Origin of the sequence: Bifidobacterium felsineum, assembly GCF_002802915.1 — a bacterium.
Lineage (GTDB): Bacteria > Actinomycetota > Actinomycetes > Actinomycetales > Bifidobacteriaceae > Bifidobacterium > Bifidobacterium felsineum.
In genome coordinates this window covers 145,365-164,627 of record NZ_PEBJ01000003.1, presented here as the reverse complement: position 1 = coordinate 164,627, position 19,263 = coordinate 145,365, and the positions used below count along the sequence as shown (strand labels likewise).

At 57.6% G+C, this 19,263-nt stretch carries 13 protein-coding genes; all 13 read left to right on the top strand.

Annotation, left to right across the window (positions count from 1 at the left end; translation table 11 throughout):
- Positions 1-41: 41 nt before the first annotated feature.
- The 13 genes from CSQ86_RS07090 to CSQ86_RS07030 all read left to right on the top strand — a co-directional run bounded on the left by CSQ86_RS07090 (position 42) and on the right by CSQ86_RS07030 (position 19,256).
- Positions 42-1,052, top strand: coding sequence for a LacI family DNA-binding transcriptional regulator (locus CSQ86_RS07090; RefSeq protein WP_100494418.1), 1,011 nt, complete (start codon positions 42-44; stop codon positions 1,050-1,052).
- 270 nt (positions 1,053-1,322) lie between these two features.
- A complete protein-coding gene (locus tag CSQ86_RS07085; RefSeq protein ID WP_100494417.1) occupies positions 1,323-2,279 on the top strand; it encodes a nucleoside hydrolase in 957 nt (318 codons plus the stop codon).
- 33 nt (positions 2,280-2,312) lie between these two features.
- Positions 2,313-3,731, top strand: a complete 1,419-nt coding sequence (locus tag CSQ86_RS07080; protein WP_100494416.1) for an MFS transporter — start codon at positions 2,313-2,315, stop codon at positions 3,729-3,731.
- Between the two features lie 150 nt (positions 3,732-3,881).
- The gene (locus CSQ86_RS07075; protein ID WP_100494415.1) at positions 3,882-4,907 is read left to right on the top strand and encodes a ribokinase; all 1,026 of its coding nucleotides are present in this window, start codon (positions 3,882-3,884) and stop codon (positions 4,905-4,907) included.
- Positions 4,908-5,066: 159 nt separating this feature from the next.
- Positions 5,067-7,631 (top strand): excinuclease ABC subunit UvrA, encoded by a 2,565-nt coding sequence (locus CSQ86_RS07070; protein WP_100494414.1) that lies wholly within the window; start codon positions 5,067-5,069, stop codon positions 7,629-7,631.
- Positions 7,632-7,844: 213 nt separating this feature from the next.
- Positions 7,845-9,164, top strand: a complete 1,320-nt coding sequence (locus CSQ86_RS07065; RefSeq protein ID WP_423734811.1) for an MATE family efflux transporter — start codon at positions 7,845-7,847, stop codon at positions 9,162-9,164.
- A gap of 78 nt (positions 9,165-9,242) precedes the next feature.
- Positions 9,243-10,253: an AEC family transporter gene (locus tag CSQ86_RS07060; protein ID WP_100494412.1), complete on the top strand. Its 1,011-nt coding sequence runs from the start codon at positions 9,243-9,245 to the stop codon at positions 10,251-10,253.
- A 132-nt stretch (positions 10,254-10,385) separates the two neighbouring features.
- Entirely contained in the window at positions 10,386-11,396 is a 1,011-nt protein-coding gene (locus tag CSQ86_RS07055; RefSeq protein WP_100494411.1) for a LacI family DNA-binding transcriptional regulator, read from the top strand.
- A 513-nt stretch (positions 11,397-11,909) separates the two neighbouring features.
- Entirely contained in the window at positions 11,910-13,217 is a 1,308-nt protein-coding gene (locus tag CSQ86_RS07050) for an ABC transporter substrate-binding protein (RefSeq protein WP_100494410.1), read from the top strand.
- A 191-nt stretch (positions 13,218-13,408) separates the two neighbouring features.
- Positions 13,409-14,377: a carbohydrate ABC transporter permease gene (locus CSQ86_RS07045; RefSeq protein ID WP_100494409.1), complete on the top strand. Its 969-nt coding sequence runs from the start codon at positions 13,409-13,411 to the stop codon at positions 14,375-14,377.
- Between the two features lie 3 nt (positions 14,378-14,380).
- A complete protein-coding gene (locus tag CSQ86_RS07040) occupies positions 14,381-15,250 on the top strand; it encodes a carbohydrate ABC transporter permease (protein WP_100494408.1) in 870 nt (289 codons plus the stop codon).
- Positions 15,251-15,379: 129 nt separating this feature from the next.
- Entirely contained in the window at positions 15,380-17,791 is a 2,412-nt protein-coding gene (gene yicI, locus CSQ86_RS07035) for an alpha-xylosidase (protein WP_100494407.1), read from the top strand.
- A 67-nt stretch (positions 17,792-17,858) separates the two neighbouring features.
- On the top strand, positions 17,859-19,256 hold the full coding sequence (locus CSQ86_RS07030; RefSeq protein WP_100494406.1) for a GH1 family beta-glucosidase: 1,398 nt from the start codon (positions 17,859-17,861) through the stop codon (positions 19,254-19,256).
- Positions 19,257-19,263 lie beyond the last annotated feature (7 nt).

Below are 19,263 nucleotides of genomic sequence, written 5' to 3'. Positions count from 1 at the left end.
CAAAAGTGTGCTCTACTGACGTTGAGGTAGGGGAGGGCCTTATGGCATTCGTGACCATTCGAGATATTGCGCAGGAAGCTGGCGTTTCCGTCACGGCGGTTTCGCAGATTTTGCATGATAAGGGCCGTTTCTCTGAGCAGACACGCGAACTGGTGCGTCAGACCGCTGAACGATTGGGGTATGTGCCCGATCAGCGTGCTCGCGCGATGCGCTCGGCCTCGACTCAGACTGTAGGGCTTCTGGTGCCGGATCTGCGTAACCAGTATTTTGCCGACATGGTTTCCTCGATGGAGGAGGAACTATATAGACGAGGTTTCACTACGTTGATTGGTTCCTATGGGGAGCGAGTGGACAGGCAGGATGCATTCCTGCGCAGTCTGCTCGGCCAGCGCATCGACGGGGCTATCGTCGTGCCACAGGGCGGGCTTTCCCAAGGATTGCAACTGCTGATTGAACGTAAGCTGCCATTGGTGTTCGTGGATCGCCTTGTGCCGGGGGCGGATAATGTGCCATTTGTGGTGTCTGACCCCAGGCCTGGACTGGAGGAAGCGCTGGATCAGCTGGCCAAACTTGGGCATCGTGTGATTGGATTCGTTGCTCATTCCGCATTGGGCTCATTCAGTGTGAATGAGCGTGCGAAGGCATTCTCTGCTGCGATTCGCGAACGGATTCCTAGTGGAACCGGAGTGGTGGTCGATTGCAATTCCACGGTCGAATCGAGGTCTTCAGCGTTGGAACGTTTGCATAATGCAGGGGTAACGGCGATTATTTGCGCCTATTCGCCGGATGCCATCACAATGCTGGGGCTGTTGCAGGAAAGGGGCATCGCAATTGGCGATGCAGTGTCATTGGTTTCCTTTGATGACATTGCGGCATTCCGTTTGATGATTCCGCAGGTGTCGGTGATTTCTCAGCAGGCCGATGAAATGGGGCGGCTTGGCGTCGAAATGCTGATACGGCGTATCGCTTCGGGAACCGAAGCGGCCGCGCATACGCACTATGTGCCCACGATATTGCATATGCGCGGATCATGCGGTATCGCAGTCGCATGATGTTTGGTCTGACGCACCGGTTAGCAAGAGTGTCTGCTATGGATTGGGGAGTTTGTCGGCCTGATACGTACATAGGTTGGGTACTGTCGTGCTGATATGCAACACGCTGAAAAGGTCAATGGTTATTTGACAATGGTGATTTAACGTTTTATCTTTGATGTTGTTAGATGATAAAACGTTAAAGCAAAGGCTCTTAGAGAGGCGGAAACGCTCGTCATCACCGGTCATGGAAGACCGGTTCAACGCCATCAATGAAGAAAGGCAAACTTAATGAAGAAGCTCATTCTCGACCTCGATACCGGTGTGGACGACGCTCTCGCCATCTCCTATGCGCTCGGCAGCCCGGAGGTCGAACTCATCGGCATCACCGGCACCTACGGCAACGTGCTGCTCGATCAAGGTGTGCGCAATGCGCTAGCCATTACCGACCTGCTTGGTCACCCTGAAGTCAAGGTCTATAAGGGCCTGCCGCATTCCAGCACCACCGATTCCTTCGAAGTGCTCGACATTTCTGCTTTTATCCACGGCGAGAACGGTATCGGTGACGTGGATATTCCAGATTCGCCGCGTCAGCCGGAAATCGAATCCGCGGTGGATTTCATCATCGATGCGGTGAAGACCTACGGCAAGGACTTGATCTACGTGCCTACTGGTCCAATGACCAACATTGCTGCTGCTCTCAAGAAAGCCCCTGAAATCAAGGATGAAATCGGCAACATCGTGCTCATGGGTGGCGCACTGACCGTGCCGGGCAACTGCAACGCTTGCATGGAAGCCAATATTTCCCAGGATCCGGAAGCGGCGAACGAACTGTTCCATTCAGGTGCTCCTGTCACTATGGTCGGCCTTGACGTAACGCTGCGCACGCTGCTGACCTATAAGGAAACCCAACAGTGGCGTGATCTTGGCACCAAGGCTGGTGAGTTCCTCGCGGACATGACGGACTTCTATATCAAGGCCTATGAGACCACGTCGCCACACCTCGGTGGCTGCGGTCTGCATGATCCCCTCGCCGTGGCGGTGGCCATCGACCCAAGCCTTGTCACGCTGCTGCCACTCAATATGAAAGTCGATCTGGAAGGCCCGACCCGCGGCCGTACCATCGGCGACGAAACCCGTTTGAGCGAACCGGCCGACACCACCAAAGCCGCCGTGCAGGTTGACGTGCCCCGCTTCCTCAACGAATTTATGACCCGCATCACTAACCTCGCCAAGGCCGCCGAGTAATATCACCATCGCATATATATAAGGATTTCCATCATGTCGAATACCGCAACTGTGCCCGCAACCGCATCCGCTGATCCGTGGGCTGATCCGGAAACCAGCAGCAGCATGGCCGTCAAGGCTCTGATTCCACTGCTCATCACCTTCATCCTCGGCACCCTGTGCCTGCAAGGCTTCAATCTGGTCTTCACCCAGGTCGGAGCCGACGTTGGCGCACCGGCGCAGGCCTCGCTGATCACCGCCATCCCCGGCATCGTGCTCGGCATCGTCTGCTTCATCTACGGCTCGCTCGGCGACTTCGTCTCCCTGAAGAAGCTCGTGGTCGTGGGCCTCATCACCCTGTTCATCGGTTCGATTTTCGGCTTCGTGGCGAACTTCTTCTTTGCCGCAAACCTGTGGACTGTAATCATCGCCCGCGTATTGCAGACCGCAGGCGAACAGGTGGCTGGTTCCGCCTTCCTCGTGGTGGCCAGCAAGTACCTGAAGCCATCGCTAAAGGTGATTTTCTTCGGCCTGTTCACCGCTGGCTACCAGCTGTCCGCCTCCATTGGCGTATTCGCAGCCGGTATCCTGAGCTCCATCGCATGGCAGTACCTGTTCCTCATTCCTTCCGTCACCATCGTTTTCCTGCCGCTGCTGCTCAAGAACCTGCCGGATAAGCAAGGCAATGGCGAGAAGGTGGATTGGCTCGGCTTCACCATCTTCGGCGTGGCCACCGCATTCCTCACCCTGTTCTTCTCCTACATGGCATGGTGGATGCTGTTCGTGGCCATCGCTCTGTTCGCGGTCTTCGCTGTATACATCACCAAGGCTGCCAAGCCGTTCGTGACGCCGGACTTCTTCAAGAACAAGCGTTGGTTGTGCGCCATCAGCCTGATTCTGGTGTTCTACTTCACCAACTACTTCATCTCCCCGATGTTCAACGCCATCGGCACCACCATCTACGGCATGACCACCACGCAGGTCTCCCTGCACATCGTGTTCGCCTTCCTCGTGGCTGCCGCGTTCGGCATCTGCTCGGGCGGCATCGTGGGCAAGATCGGCATCCAGCGTGCACTGCCCATCGCCGGCACGCTGATGGCTGTGGGCTTCATCGCTTCCGGTCTCGCGGTCAACTCCGGATTCGTGGTGCTGACCCTGTGCGCATGCTTCTTCTACGCAGGCTGCGGCCTCATGTACTCGCCGGTCGTCACCACCGTGCTCGGCACCCTGTCCGCTGACGAGTCCGGCCGCGGCGTAGGCATGAACGATCTGGCCATGAACGTCAGCCCTTCCATCGGCATTGCACTGTTCTCCAGCCTCATGGGCTCGCAGGCGTTCTCCGGATTCAGCGTGATTGGTGCCTCCGGTGCGGCCGCCAGCTACTCCAACATCCTGATTCTCGCCGGTTGCGCGCCGATTCTCGGCCTGATCGTGTTCTTCGCATTCCGCAAGAAGATCTACACCGAAAAGTAAGCAATACTTCCGATGGACCCATCGGACGGCTGTAATACTACGGCCGAATACCAGTAGCCATACCAAGGCCGTTGGGCCGGTCTTATATCCGGTTCAACGGCCGTTTTTATGCGATTTCCATCCAATCCACCTCACGAAAAGGCAACTCTCATGTCTGATTCCGTTTCTTCTCTCTTCCCTTCCACTGCCACTTCCGATGTTGATGTGCTTGCCTTGCTCGACCGTATTCACGGTTCGGTCAGCGTGGTCGGCTCAATGAACGCTGATTACACCGTCGCCGCACAGCGGCTTCCGGGCCCAGGTGAGACGGTTGCAGGCGGACCGTTGCAGATCTTGCCCGGTGGCAAGTCCGGCAACCAGGCTGCTGCGGCCGCGCGCATAGGAGCCAATGTGCACATGTTCGGTGCAGTCGGCTCGGATAACAACGCTGATTTTCTGCTCGGAGCTTTGACCGATGCCGGTGTGGATATTGCCAATGTGCGTCGCGTGTCTGGTCCAAGCGGCACCACCGTCATCATGGTGGATGCGGCGGGGGAGAACGCCATCGTGTACTCACCGGGCTCCAATGCACAAGTCACCGTGGACTATATCGAAGCCTCACGCGAGGCATTGACCAGTGCCAGTGTGCTCGGTTTGTGTTTGGAAAGCCCTATGGAAGCTGTGACGGCGGCGGCACGCATGTGCCATGAGGCCGGAGTCAAGGTGCTGCTCAATAATTCACCGTTCACGCCGGTCTTGTCTGCCGAACTTATTGAAGCCTCCGATGTGCTGTTGGTCAACGAACATGAGATGGTGCAGTTGCTGGGAATCACCGCGCCTGAGAATGATGATTGGTCAGCGTTTGACTGGGAAGCCGCGCGGCAGCGTATGCACGAATACGGGTTCGAGCAGGCGATAGTCACCTTAGGCGGTGATGGTTCGATGGTGTTGGACTCCACTTGCACGCGCATTGCACCAGTGAAGGTCGATGCCGTGGACACCACCGGGTGCGGCGACTCGTTCATGGGCACTGTGCTGGCGGGGCTCGCTTCCGGCTTGGAACTACGCGAGGCAGCCAGCTTGGCATCATATGTTTCCGCCTATGCAGCCACCGGTTATGGTGCTCAGGCGTCCTATGGCACGGCAGCGCAGATTAGGGAGCGCTTCGCCGCCACCGCAGCGAATCATTCTCATTAAGAACTGTGCGGGGATTGTGTACACAATCGAACAAAATCACATTGCCATAATCGTTGGAATTGCGGGAATGATGTGGCTACGATGTTCGTTTGATAGTACGTCAATCCCCGCACAGTTCTTAATGAGAACCATTCGCTGCGGGGTCTAGGAGGACCAACCATGGCACAGGGGCAGCAGCAAAAGCCGACTTCGATTGAGGTGCGTGGCGCTCGCGTGCATAATCTCAAGAACATCGATGTCGACGTGCCATTGGGAGAGCTGGTCGGTATCGCTGGCGTCTCCGGCTCCGGCAAAAGCTCGCTGGCACTGGGCGTGCTCTATGCAGAAGGGTCCCGCCGATATCTTGAAGCGCTCTCCACCTATACGCGGCGGCGCCTAACCCAAGCCTCCCGCGCGCAGGTAGACGAAGTGCTGCATGTGCCAGCTGCGCTCGCCTTGCACCAGCGGCCGGCGGTCCCTGGCATTCGCTCGACCTTCGGTACCATGACCGAATTGCTGAATGGCCTCCGTTTGCTGTTCTCCCGCTGTGCTTCGCATGTTTGCCCGTATTGCGGCGCTCGCCAGCAGCCCACATTGAATGTGGCCGCTGAACTGCCGATTACCTGCGCAAGCTGCGGCAAGGAATTTCATGCTCCGGGCGCAGAATCACTGGCATTTAATTCAGCCGGCGCATGCCCGACCTGCTCAGGCACTGGCATTGTGCGCGAAGTAAATCGTGCGGCTTTGGTACCGGATGAATCCAAAAGTATTGACGATGGGGCCGTACTGCCGTGGGGTTCCCTGATGTGGGATCTGATGAAACAGGTCTGCGGTGCAATGGGCGTACGTACCAATGTGCCGTTCAAGGAACTGACATTTGAAGAGCGGGACATCGTCTTCAATGGTCCGGCCGTCAAAAAGCACATTCTGTACCGGCCAAAGAAAGGCGACGATTTTGCCGAGCTTGACTTCACCTATTACAACGCGGTCTACACGGTGGAAAATGCGCTTGCCAAAGCCAAGGACGAGCAGGGGCTGAAGCGTGTGGCGAGGTTCCTGCAGGAAAAACCATGCCACGACTGCGGTGGTACGAGACTGAGCGCAGCGGCCCGAGCGCCGGAAATCCGTGGGATAAATCTGGCTCAAGCAACTGCCAAAACCTTGGATGACGCGGTGACATGGGTGAAGGACGTGCCAGAGTTCTTGCCTGCCGACATGCGCCCAATGGCCAAAAATATTTGCGAATCATTCCTTGACGTGGCCAAACGATTGCTTGAGCTTGGGCTTGGTTATCTTTCGCTTGACCGCGCCGGTGCGACCCTGTCCACCGGCGAACGGCAGCGCGTGCAGCTGGCACGAGCAGTGCGCAACCGCACCACCGGCGTGCTGTATGTGCTGGATGAGCCATCCATCGGCTTGCATCCCTCGAATGTAGACGGCCTGCTCGGTGTGATGCACGATCTGGTGGCAGACGGCAACTCCGTGGTCGTAGTCGATCATGATGTGCGTGTACTCAAAGCCGCCGACCATCTTATTGAAATGGGCCCGGTCGCCGGTGCCGACGGTGGTCATGTAATTGCGCAGGGGACTGTTAAACAGGTGGCTCATAGTTCGCACAGCCGTATTGCGCCATTCCTGAGCGAAGACGGGCAGCAGCGGATTCGAGCGCGAGTTACTGAAGACATATTTGCCAATGGCCGCATCCATATGGAAACCAGCCCGCTGCACACCGTCAAGCCGCTGACTGTGGATATTCCGCGCGGGCGGCTCGTGGCCATTACCGGCGTCTCCGGCTCCGGTAAAACCACAATGGTGTTGGAATCACTGATTCCGGCGTTGAAAGCCGCGGCTGCTGGAGAAGCGTTGCCGCAACATGTGCACGCACTGCAGGCGGAAGGCATTGTGCGAGCCAATCTCATTGACGCCACACCAATCGGTGCCAATGTTCGCTCCACTGTGGCCACCTATGCCGGCATCCATGATGAATTACGTCGGGCATTCGCACGCTGTGAGGAAGCCAAGGCCGCTGGCTATAAAGCTGGTGACTTTTCCTATAACACCGGTCGACTGCGCTGCCCCACCTGCGATGGCACCGGTTCGATTTCGCTCGACGTGCAGTTCCTGCCGGATGTAACTATCGCTTGCCCGGACTGCCGGGGTTCTCGGTATGCGCCGGAAGCCGGCAACATTCATCGACCGGTGAAGAATCTGAAACCCAAGGCCGGCCGGAAGTCTGCGGCTAGTGCAACGGATGTGCTCGACGCGTCACATTCGCTGACAATGCCTCAGTTGATGTCAATGAGCGTGGACGAGGCATTGGCCGTGACCGCCGATATGCGTAAAGTGCATGCTCGGCTCACCACCTTGCATGATTTGGGACTCGGATACCTGACGCTCGGAGAACCAACGCCGGCCCTTTCCGGCGGCGAGGCACAACGGCTCAAGCTCGCCAGCGAAATGGGTCGCGCACAATCCGATGCAGTGTTTGTTTTCGACGAACCGACCATTGGACTGCACCCGCTGGACGTGCAGGTGTTGCTCAGCGTATTCGATCGACTGGTGGCAAGCGGTGCCACGGTTGTGGTCATCGAGCATGATTTGGACGTCATCGCCAATGCCGACTGGGTGATTGATTTGGGGCCGGGCGGCGGCGAAGCAGGTGGACACATCGTGGCCACTGGTACGCCCGAACAAATCGCGGCAAATCCAGCGAGCATCACCGGCAGATATCTTAACGTGCTCTAACCTCTACAGCACTTTTCGCGCGAAAAGTGTGTATGAAGGCCGGTACAGGCAAGATTTGCGTACGTTTCGCACGAAAAGAGCGGTAGGGAGTGGGGTTCGTGCCTCGCATGGCGGGCGAAAGGCGGAGCTTGGGCGCGGTGGGGGAGTAGGATAACCGGCGTGAATCAGGTACATGGCATCAAACGCGCAAGTGCGGACGCAAAGTACCATCAGATGACCGAACAGCCGATTCCCTCGCTGATTCTGACGCTGAGCGTGCCGGCGGTCGTCTCCAACCTGGTAACTACCGCCTATAATCTGACTGATACATTCTTCATCGGCCAGCTGGGCACTTCGCAGTCGGGCGCAATTGGTATCGCGTTCTCCATCATGACCGTGCTGCAGGCGTTAGGCTTCTTCTGCGGGCAGGGTGCCGGCAATTCTTTGAGCCGCGAACTCGGCAAGCGCGACATCGATCGCGCGTCCAAACTGCTGGCCATTGGATTCGTGGCGGCGTTCAGCTTCGGTTTGCTGGTGGCGATTATCTGCCTCGCGACTCTGCGGCCTCTGGTGATGCTGCTGGGTTCCACGGCCACCATCGCCCCATACGCCGTGCAATATCTGACGCCGATTCTGGTGGCCGCACCTTGCGTGTGCGGCTCATTTGCATTGAACGGATTGCTACGATATCAAGGCCAATCCGCGTATGGCATGATCGGACTGGTCACCGGCTCGCTACTCAATTTCCTGCTGGCACCGCTGTTCATTTTCGTGCTTGACATGGGTATTTTCGGTGCGGGTCTTGCCACAGGCGTCTGCCAGACGGTGAGCTTCATCATCCTCGTGGTGATGAGCGCGAAGTTCGGTGTGCTGAAGCTTTCGCTACGCAACTTCAAACCGGACCCGTTGCTGCTGCGCGAGATCCTGGGCGGCGGTCTACCGTCGCTGATCCGTCAAAGCGCGGGTTCCATCGCCACCACATGTGTGAATATCGCCGCCAACCCGTTCGGCGACGCCGCCATCGCCGGCATGGCCATTGTGATGCGCATCATGCTGGGTGTCAACTCGGTGATCATCGGTCTCGGCCAAGGATTCCAGCCAGTGTGCGGCTACAACTATGGCGCTGGTAAATTCCATCGCGTGCGCGAGGGATTCTGGTTCTGCGTCAAGCTATCGACTGTGGTTCTGGTGGTACTGGGAGCGCTGATTTGGGTGATTGCTCCGCAGCTGGTGGAGATCTTCCGTTCCGACCCTGCCGTGGTGGCGGTAGGCGTGGCCGCACTGCACTTCCAGTGCCTGTCGGTGGCACTGAACGGTGTGAACATGATGGGCAATATGATCAGCCAGACGCTTGGCAAAACCGGCATCGCCTCATTCCTCGCGGTTTGCCGCACAGGATTATATCTGGCGCCGGTGGTGCTGATTCTGCCGCAATTCATGGGCGTCACCGGCGTGGAGGTGGCGCAGACGGTTTCCGACGTGCTGACTTTTATTACCACCGTGCCATTCATGAGGTATATCTTGCATAAGTTCCTCGCACAGAATCGCGCCTAGCGGCAAGTGTGCGGGGGAAAAGGGACATTCCCGCATGGTTCTTATTGAGAACGATTCGCTGCGGGGTAGGAGAGAGCAATGGGACAATTTGGCGTAATGATCGGCCAGCTGGTCGGCTTCTTCATCATGCTGATGGTGGGCTACGGCTGCGTGCGTCTGCGCTTCTACGGCAAAGTGGCGCTGGACGGCATGTGCTCGCTGCTGCTCAACGTGCTGATTCCAGTGCTGGTGTTCTCCAATGCCGTGGATGGCACTGATCGCTCGCATCTGGAAGCCAACTGGGGCGTGATGCTGCTGACCGCCGTGATGTACGGGCTGTTGATCCTGGTGTTTTGGGTGCTTGCTCATGTGCTGCGGCTCAAAGGTTCACGCAGCCATATTTTCCAGGCCTCGCTGATTTTCGGCAACGCCGGATTCATCGGCATTCCGCTGATTATGGCGCTGTTCCCGAAGGAAGGCGCGATTTACGTGGCGCTGATGTCCATCATCGATCAGGCGCTGCTGTGGACGTACGGTGTATGGCTGTGCGAGCCGGTGAAGGAAATCGGGAAAAGCCATGAGGCGCAAGGCGTTGGCGTGGGTACCTGGTTCCGCGAGCTTGGCTCCCATGTGCTTGGACTGCTACGGCGCTTCGTCAATCCGGCCTTCATCGGTGTGATGATCGCGCTTGCTTTGATTCTGCTAGGAGTCAAGGTACCGCAGATTATTCTGAAGCCGCTGCATACCATCGGCAATATGGCTACGCCGATGTCCCTCATTTATCTGGGCGGTCTATTCGCACTGACTCGCTGGTGGAAGGTGCTGAAACGTTATGAACTGTATGTGGGGCTCGTCGCCAAGATGATTGTGTTCCCGCTGGCTTTTTACGCATTGCTTACCGCCGTTGTGGCGGCGTTGCCATTCGCTGTGCCGATCACCCATGACATGTTGCTGATGATTACGGTGATTGCAGGCCTTCCTACCATGACCACCATCGCGATGTTCACGGGACGAAAAGACAATATGCCTGAATACGCGGTGGGATTCGTGCTGGTGAGTACGCTGTTCTCCCTGTGCTCGTTGGCCGTGGTTTCCGCAATCGTCTTTTAGACTAACGGGCGACGGTCGATGCGACGATGTCAATGTTGATGAACTGCCGGCCGGAACTCCTGCGTTGACGAAGACGGCAAGGGGTGACTAGACTTGTAGAAACGTTTCGACAATGCATCGAAAGGATGTGCAATGGCGGGCATCAAGGATGTGGCGGCGCTGGCAGGGGTTTCGATCAGCACGGTTTCGTATGTCATGAGCGGCAAGCGCTCGATTGGTGAGGCAACCAAGGCCAAAGTGATGGCGGCGGCGAAAAAGCTCAATTATATGCCCAATGCGCAGGCCCGCAACCTGCGCGGTGAACCTACCAAAGTGCTGGCGTTGAGCTCGCCGATTCATGAATACACCGATTACTCCAATTATGCGGTGTTCTTCTTTGCTCTCGCCATGCGGGCCAAGCGCTATGGATATGACATTCTGCTGCTCATGCATGAGTATGGTGATCAGGAACTCACGCGTATCGCCTCGAGTGGTATGGTCGACGGCATTCTGCTGCTGGACGTGGTGATGTGTGATGCCCGTGCCGATGTGGCCAGGACCCTGGATCTGCCGGTAGTCGCGGTTGGCTACCCGAGCAACTCCGATGGCATCTATTCCGTGGACCTGGACTTCGAACGCATGGGGCGTGAGGCCATTGAAAAGGCGTATGCATTGGGCCACCGCCATGTGCTGATCGCGGGAACTGACCAAAGCGCTTACGAGGACGGTTCGAATTATCTGGTGCGTTTTCGTGACGCGGCCGCGAAAAAGGGCGACGATCTTGGTGTTTCCGTATTGTTCAAACCCTCCACCGGATTTGGACGCGACGATGTGAATCTGATGCTGGACGAGGCCCTTTCCGAAGATCCCGATATCTCGTTGATTATCTGTCAGACCAATGCCGTGCATATCACCAATGTGCTCAATGCGTTGCATATGCGTGGATTGCGGGTGCCTGAGGATGTCTCAGTGCTCGCCGCCTGCACATATGGTCTGGGCTCGCTGCCTCGCAAGGTCGATGAGTTGCCGATGCTGCCGAATGAGACGTGTTCTCGCGCCGTGGACATCATGATGGAGGTGCTGCAAGGCAAGCGCAATGATGTGGGTCATGTGGAGCTGCTGCCCTCCCGGTATCAGGCTCGGGGCACCGTGGCCGCGCACTGATTGCGTGTCTGCTGGTGCATTATCGTTCGCGCTATTGCCGTTTCGGTGGTGTCGCGCGGTAGCGTTGATAGGCGTTTCGTTCAGACTTCCATGTTTTTTTGGGGGGGTGCGATCGGAACGCCTTTGCTGTATAGTGCCTGATTCCCGCTGAGATTAAGCTATTACGTGTTTCGACGGCTTTTCGTCCACCCGAGTATTTCGAATCGTTTCGACTGTGGGTGTGGGCTATTGGTTTGCTTCGGTGGAATACTTCTTTGTTTCGTTTTATGTTCGCATATGTTCAATAGGTAGAAGAGTCTGAAAAGCCTTATTTCGTCTATATCATGAACAATTTCATAGTGAGCGTTCACAGAAGGCTGTTATCGCTCATATTGTTTATTCACTGAATTAAGTTATCGAAATCAATCGAAATAATTTGCGCGCGATGTTATCAATCCGTTATCTTAATAACTGAAAACATTCGAATCGTTTCGAAGCTTTTCAATCAGTAATGGCGCTGAATAAGGAGAAAAGATGAAAGCTACTCGCAAATTTGTCGCTGCAGCTCTCGCAGTAGCCACCATGATCGGCATGGCAGGCTGCGGTGGCAGCGAAACGGCTCAGGAGGAGAACCCCACCTCCATCAAGATCTGGCACTACGAGGAAGACAATGGCGCTCAGGGCAAGGCCTGGGCCAAGGCCATGGAGATCTTCGAGAAGGAGACCGGTGTCAAGGTCGAATTCGAAAAGAAGTCCTTCGAGCAGATTCGCCAGAACGCTTCCCAGATCCTGAACTCCGACGAAGCCCCGGACGTCATGGAATACAACAAGGGCAACGCCACCGCCGGCCTGCTTGCCAGCCAAGGCCTGCTGAGCAACCTCAACGACTATGTCTCCAAGTACAACTGGGACAAGAAGGTCTCCGGCTCCCTCGCCGACACCGGCAAGTACAACGAGCAGGGCATCATGGGCTCCGGCGATTGGTACGGCATCACCAACTACGGTGAAGACATCGTCATGTACTACAACAAGGACATGTTCGACAAGTACGGCATCGCCATCCCGACCACCATGGATGAGCTCGAAGACGCCATGCAGAAGTTCGTGGACGCCGGCGTGACCCCGCTTTCCGAAGGCGTTGCCGAATACCCGCTGCAGCACCTCTGGTGGCAGCTGGTCCTGCAGAAGGCCTCCGACAAGTTCCTCAAGGCCTACGAGATGTACGACGGTGATGTCGACTGGCAGGGTGAGGCGACCACCTACGCCACCAAGACCATCAAGGATTGGGTTGACAAGGGCTACATCTCCAAGGATTCCACCGGCCTGAAGGCCGAGGACGCCGGCCAGAACTTCATCAAGGGCAGCTACCCGATGTTCTTCTCCGGTACCTGGTGGTTCGGCCGCTTCCAGTCCGACATGGCCAACACCAACTGGACCTTCTCCCTGTTCCCCGAATCCAAGAAGGTCGTCGGCTCCTCCGGCAACATCTGGGTCATCCCTGAGAACTCCAAGCGCAAGGACCTCGCCGCCAAGTTCATCGACATCACCCTGAGCGAAGAAGTCCAGAACCTCATGGGCAACTCCGGTGGCCTGCCGATCGCTGCTGATCCGGACAAGATCACCGACGAGAAGACCAAGGAACTCATCACCTCCTTCAACGGCGTATTGAAGGACAACGCCCTCGGCTTCTACCCGGATTGGCCGACCTCCACCTTCTACGACGAGCTCAACTCCTCGCTGCAGGAGCTGGTCAACGGCACCTCCGATGTCAAGACCGTGCTCGGCCAGATGGAAGACAACTACAACAAGGGTGTTGAAGCCGCTGGCGTCAAGCAGCAGTAACAACGAGTTTTCCCCTTCCTCCTCCAACACAACCAGGGTTTTGCCGGCTTTCCTCCAAATTCCTAAGCCGGCAAACCCGCCTTTTACCTTTCATTTCTTTCAGGCCCGGCGTGAGCCTACCCAAAATCAAGCCACTCGCACATCGCAGTGCCAAATTCCAATACCAATGACGTTAACGGAAGTGAGCCGTTATGAGCGCAACAGCGAACACCAAGAAGCATGTGCAGGATGCCACTGCACGTGAGAAGGGAATGTCCCGCATTCCGGGCAGTCCATCAAGCCGATTCTGGCTGTACCTGATTCCAGGCTTCGTCATGCTGCTGTGGATCATCGTGATCCCGGCTGTGTGGAACATCTATCTAAGCTTCACTAACTACCGCGGCATCAAGCCGCCGACCTTCGCGGGCCTGACCAACTGGGCCCGACTCATGAAGGACACCACCTTCTGGACCTCGTTCCGCAATTCCATCTGGATGATCATCGCCATGGTGGTCATCCCGATTCTGCTCGGTCTGATCCTCTCCTCCCTCGTCTTCGACGTGGTACAGAAGAAGTTCGGCCCGAAGGCCGCATCCACGATGCGCGCCATCTACTACTTCCCGCAGCTGCTGCCTATCGCAGTCGCATCCCTGGTCATGGGCTGGATCTTCCGCCCAGAAAACGGCGCACTGAACGCTCTGCTTGAAGCCATAGGCCTTGGCAATCTCCAACATGACTGGCTCGGCAAACCGGATACGGCATTGATCTTCCTGATGCTCATCATGATCTGGATTCAGGTGGGCTACCCGCTGGTCATCTTCATGTCCGGCCTGCAGCGCGTCGATCCGGAACTGTATGAAGCCGCAAGCCTCGATGGCGCCAACTGGTGGCAGCGCTTCCTCGCCATCACCCTGCCGTCCATCAAGCCTGAGATCTTCGTGGTGGCCCTGACCTGCACCATCGCAGCCTTGAAGGTGTTCGGCCCGGTCTACATGCTGACCAAGGGCGGTCCGGGCACCAGCACCATCGTGCCGTCCTACTACTCGTACGTTCAGTTCTTCCAGTCGCAGCAGGTTGGCTACGGTGCCGCGATTGCTACCGCTCTGACCATCGTCATCATCATTGTGGCCGTTGTGTTCACCAACCTTCAGGAGAAGGTTGCAAAGGAAGATGAGGAGTAGACCATGACTTCTGCAACTGCACGCAAAATGAATATTCCCAGGGCCCACAAGAACCGCACGGTCGGCGACTGGACGATCATGGTGCTGCTGATCATTGGCGGCCTGATCATGCTTTTCCCGTTCATCGTCCTGCTGCTCAACGCATTCAAGACCACCGCCGACTACAACGCCTCCGGCCCTCTGGCCTGGCCGCATGAGTTCAGCCTCGACGGTCTGGTGAAGTTCTGGACCCGCGTCAATTACCCTGAAAAGCTCTGGAACTCCATCTGGACCTCCGGCCTTGTGGCAATCTTCGCAGTGATCCTGTCCATGTTCAACGCCTTCGCACTCGGCATCGGCCGCGTCAAGGGTCGCCGTTGGATCGTGCTGCTCATCATGCTCGCCAACATGCTGCCGCAGGAAGCCATGCTGTACCCGCTGTACATCATGTTCAAGGAGATCGGCCTGTACAACAGCCCGTGGGCCATCGTCATCATCTTCACGGTGATCCAATCCGCATTCGGCACCTACCTGCTCTCCTCGGTGTACGGCACCTTCCCGAAGGCGATCCTTGAAGCCGCCACCATCGATGGCGCAAGCCGCTGGACCATCTTCAAGGACATCGTGTTCCCGATTTCCAAGCCCACGCTGAGCGTCATGCTCGTGTTCTTCTTCATCTGGACTTGGAACGAATACATGATCCCGATGGCCTTCCTCATCGACAACTCCACCCAGACCATCCCGATTGCAGTCAGCTCGCTGACCGGCGACCGTCTGATGGATGTGACCACCACCGCTGCCGCATCCCTCATCAGCATCGTGCCTACCCTGATCTTCTACTTGATCTTCCAGCGCACGCTGTCCCGCGGCATCACCTCCGGTGCTGTCAAGTAGTGGAATAACGGCCCGAAGTAGCAACCCAGGGTCATAATACAAACCAACATAACCCGATAAACCAAGGTTCCGGCCGGTTCTAATTCCCTGCCGGCCGGAACCGCCTCTCCCACAAGGAGTACAGCAACAATGAAGTTCACCAACGGTTACTGGATGATTCGCGACGGCGTCGAAGCCCTCTACGCGCGTGAAGCCTATGAATTGAGCGCCGATGCCGCTGCCGAGCAGCTCAATGTGCTCGCCACCACATCCGTGGTGCGTGGCCGCTACGATACGTTGAACCTTCCTACATTCGATGTGGACATCACCTCGCCGGCCGAAGGTGTGATCCGTGTGCGTGCGGCACACTGGCTGGGCGCTACCGAATATCCCGGCTTCCCACTCAATGCAGACGAGCCGGGCGACCGCGATTATGTGAGCGTTGCCGCCCACGGTAACGGTGATGGCGAAGTGGGCGTCAACGGCGCGGACGTCACCCTGACCACCGGTGGACTGACCGCCAAGGTCGTCAAGGGCTCACCTTGGAACCTGACCTTCCTCGGTGAAGACGGCAAGGTGCTGACCAAGTCGGAAGGCAAGTCTCTGGCTCGCTTCAAGCTCGGTGCTGAATCCAACGTCACCGCGCAGCCGGTTGGCGAATTCGGCGTGACCATGGATGGCTCCGCCCGCGATGAATCCGACGTGTTCACCGCCATCCAGCTGCACCTCGGCGTGGGCGAGAACGTCTACGGCCTGGGCGAACGCTTCGGCGCCTACGTGAAGAACGGCCAGACCGTCGACATCTGGAATGAGGACGGCGGCACCGCATCCGAGCAGGGCTACAAGGATGTGCCATTCTACATGACCTCCAACGGCTACGGCATTCTGGTCAACAACCGTGGTCACGTCTCCTTCGAAATCGGTTCCGAAAACACCGAAGCCGTGCAGTTCTCCGTGCCGGGTGAAGGCCTTGACTTCTGCGTGATCTACGGCCCGACCCCGAAGCAGATTCTCGACCGCTACACCAAGCTCGTGGGTCGACCGGCCAACGTGCCGGCATGGAGCTACGGCCTGTGGCTCACCACCTCGTTCACCACCAAGTACGATGAGCAGACCATCAACTCCTTCATCGACGGCATGGCCGAGCGCGATATTCCGCTGGCAGCCTTCCACTACGACTGCTACTGGATGCGTGAATTCCACTGGTGCGATTTCGAATGGGACAAGCGCTTCTTCGGCGACATCGAATCCACGCTGAAGCGTCTGCATGAGGACAAGGGCCTGCACATCTGCGCATGGATTAACCCATACATCGGCCAGCGCGGCGACATGTTCAAGGAAGGCCGTGACAAGGGCTACCTCGTCAAGAAGGCCAATGGCGAAGTTTGGCAGACCGACTTCTGGCAGGCTGGCATGGGCTTGGTGGACTTCACCAACCCCGAGGCTCGCGAATGGTTCAAGGGCAAGGTCAAGAAGCTGCTGCATCAGGGCGTGGATGCCATCAAGACCGACTTCGGCGAACGTATCCCGCGCGACGTGGTCTGGTATGACGGCTCCCCGAAGCTCTCCATGCACAACTGGTACACCCAGCTCTACAACCAGACCGTGTTCGAGGCGATCGAGGAAACCTACGGCAAGGGCAACGCCTGCCTGTACGCCCGCTCGGCAACCGTGGGCGGCCAGCAGCAGCCCGTACACTGGGGCGGCGACTGCGAATCCACCTTCAACGGCATGGCTCAATCCCTGCGCGCAGGCCTGTCCCTGACCTCCTCCGGCTTCGGCTTCTGGAGCCACGACATCGGTGGTTTCGAAGGCGCCTTCCCGGATCCGGCCGTCTACAAGCGTTGGGTGGCGTTCGGCCTCCTGGGCTCCCACTCCCGTCTGCACGGCTCCACCGTGTACCGCGTGCCGTGGCTGTTCGACGAGGAAGACAAGAAGAACGGTGTGGAGCTGGTTCCCGGCCAGACCGCCGTGGACGTGGCCCGCAAGTTCACCAAGCTCAAGCTCGAACTCATGCCGTACGTCTACGAGACCGGCCTGAAGCCGCACATCAACGGCACTCCGGTAATGCGTTCCATGTTCGTCGAATTCCCGGATGACCAAACCTGCCGCACGCTGGACCGCCAGTACATGTTCGGCCCGAACTTCCTGGTGGCCCCCGTGTTCACCTACTCCGGCGAAGTCTCCTACTACCTGCCGGAAGGCGTGTGGACCAACTGGCTCACTGGCGAGAAGGCGCAGGGTGGCGTGTGGCGCAACGAGGTGCACGGCTACGATTCCATCCCGCTGTGGGTGCGCGACGGCTCCGTCATCGTCACCAACCCGGGCGAAACCAAGCCGGACCGTGTCTACGGCACCGACGCTCTGGTTTCCGTGTTCCTGACCGATGCCGAATCCGCCGAAGCGGTGGTCAGCGAAATCGATGGCTCCTCCGTGACCTTCACCGCCCGCCGTACTCCGGCTGGTGTGGAAGTCTCCAGCTCCGATGGTCGCGCATTCTCCGCCCGACTGGGTGCGGACGGCGAGATCGTCAAGGCTGAATCCGGCACCGTGGTGCTGTAATGCATAAATGATGGCAGCTCCTTCCTCTCGAGGGAGCTGCCGCTTTGTTATCAATGGAGATACCGCAATGACATTCACATTCCCCAAAGACTTCACCTGGGGCACCGCCACCGCCTCCTATCAGGTCGAAGGCGCAATCCATGAGGACGGCCGCACTGCATCCATCTGGGATACCTATTGCGCGGTACCCGGCAACATCCTGGATGGCTCCAGCGGCGAATTCGCCTGTGACCAATACCATCGCTATCCGGAAGACATCAAGCTCATGCAGGAGCTTGGCGTAGAAGCCTACCGTCTTTCCGTAGCATGGCCGCGTATTATTCCCGAATATGATGGTCCGGTCAATCAGGCCGGCATCGACTACTACAAGCGTGTGCTCGAAGCCTTGCGAGAAGCCGGCATCAAGCCTGCCGTAACGCTCTATCACTGGGATCTGCCCCAGTATCTGGAGGATCGCGGTGGCTGGGCGAACCGTGAAACCGCGCTTCGCTTCGCGGATTACGTCGCCGTGCTGGCCCATGAGTTCGGCGATCTGGTGGACACCTGGATCACATTGAACGAGCCATGGTGCGTCGCCTATCTCGGCTACGGCAATGGCGCTCATGCACCCGGCCTGCACGACCATGCCAAGGCGCTCGCAGCCGTGCACCATCTCAATCTGGCCCATGGCCTGGCGGTTAAGGCGATTCGCGCTGAACTGGGGGAGAAGGCCAAGGTGGCCGTCACACTGAATCTGGCTGCGAACATCGCCGAAACCGATGCGCCGGAAGATATCGCAGCCAAGCGGCGGGCCGATCTCATCGCCAACGAGGTATTCCTCGGCCCAATGCTCGATGGTGCCTATGATCCGGAGATTTTCGAGGCCACCAAGCATGTCACCGACTGGTCGTTCGTTCAGGACGGTGATGTGGAAATCGCACATCAGCCGATTGACGTACTGGGCTTCAACTACTACTCCACAAACCATGTGCGTGGATGTGCCGCGGCGGCTACCTTCGAAGGCGACCGTCACGCCAACGCCATGCCTGCGCAGGAATGTGTGGAAACGTTGCCTCCCGCCGACGAACTGACGGCGATGGGGTGGAATCAGGAGCCTGAAGCATTGACTGCCATGCTGGTGGAACTCAGCAGGCGTTGGCCTGACCTGCCGGTCATGATCACCGAAAATGGCTCGGCGTGGGAAGATGAGGTCAGCGAGGATCCGACCGCTCCCGGTGGTCTCATTGTCCATGACCCCAAGCGTGTGGCCTATCTCGAAGCTCATGTGAAGGCCGTGGCCGCCGCCATTGAAGCCGGAGCGAACGTGACGGGCTACTTCGCATGGAGTCTGCTCGATAACTTCGAATGGGCGCTGGGCTATACCAAGCGATTCGGCATCATTCGTGTGGATTACGACACCCAAGCGCGTATCTGGAAGGATTCGGCGCTGCGATTCAGGCAGATCGTCCAGGAGAACGCCATCTAGGCGTCGT

What these genes read in the sequence shown, in the direction of transcription:
- CSQ86_RS07070 (WP_100494414.1), top strand. Translation starts at nt 5,067, where the DNA reads ATGGCACAGGGGCAGCAGCAAAAGCCGACTTCGATTGAGGTGCGTGGC.
- CSQ86_RS07050 (WP_100494410.1), top strand. Translation starts at nt 11,910, where the DNA reads ATGAAAGCTACTCGCAAATTTGTCGCTGCAGCTCTCGCAGTAGCCACC.
- CSQ86_RS07065 (WP_423734811.1), top strand. Translation starts at nt 7,845, where the DNA reads ATGACCGAACAGCCGATTCCCTCGCTGATTCTGACGCTGAGCGTGCCG.
- CSQ86_RS07030 (WP_100494406.1), top strand. Translation starts at nt 17,859, where the DNA reads ATGACATTCACATTCCCCAAAGACTTCACCTGGGGCACCGCCACCGCC.
- CSQ86_RS07075 (WP_100494415.1), top strand. Translation starts at nt 3,882, where the DNA reads ATGTCTGATTCCGTTTCTTCTCTCTTCCCTTCCACTGCCACTTCCGAT.
- yicI (WP_100494407.1), top strand. Translation starts at nt 15,380, where the DNA reads ATGAAGTTCACCAACGGTTACTGGATGATTCGCGACGGCGTCGAAGCC.
- CSQ86_RS07055 (WP_100494411.1), top strand. Translation starts at nt 10,386, where the DNA reads ATGGCGGGCATCAAGGATGTGGCGGCGCTGGCAGGGGTTTCGATCAGC.
- CSQ86_RS07045 (WP_100494409.1), top strand. Translation starts at nt 13,409, where the DNA reads ATGAGCGCAACAGCGAACACCAAGAAGCATGTGCAGGATGCCACTGCA.
- CSQ86_RS07090 (WP_100494418.1), top strand. Translation starts at nt 42, where the DNA reads ATGGCATTCGTGACCATTCGAGATATTGCGCAGGAAGCTGGCGTTTCC.
- CSQ86_RS07060 (WP_100494412.1), top strand. Translation starts at nt 9,243, where the DNA reads ATGGGACAATTTGGCGTAATGATCGGCCAGCTGGTCGGCTTCTTCATC.
- CSQ86_RS07085 (WP_100494417.1), top strand. Translation starts at nt 1,323, where the DNA reads ATGAAGAAGCTCATTCTCGACCTCGATACCGGTGTGGACGACGCTCTC.
- CSQ86_RS07080 (WP_100494416.1), top strand. Translation starts at nt 2,313, where the DNA reads ATGTCGAATACCGCAACTGTGCCCGCAACCGCATCCGCTGATCCGTGG.
- CSQ86_RS07040 (WP_100494408.1), top strand. Translation starts at nt 14,381, where the DNA reads ATGACTTCTGCAACTGCACGCAAAATGAATATTCCCAGGGCCCACAAG.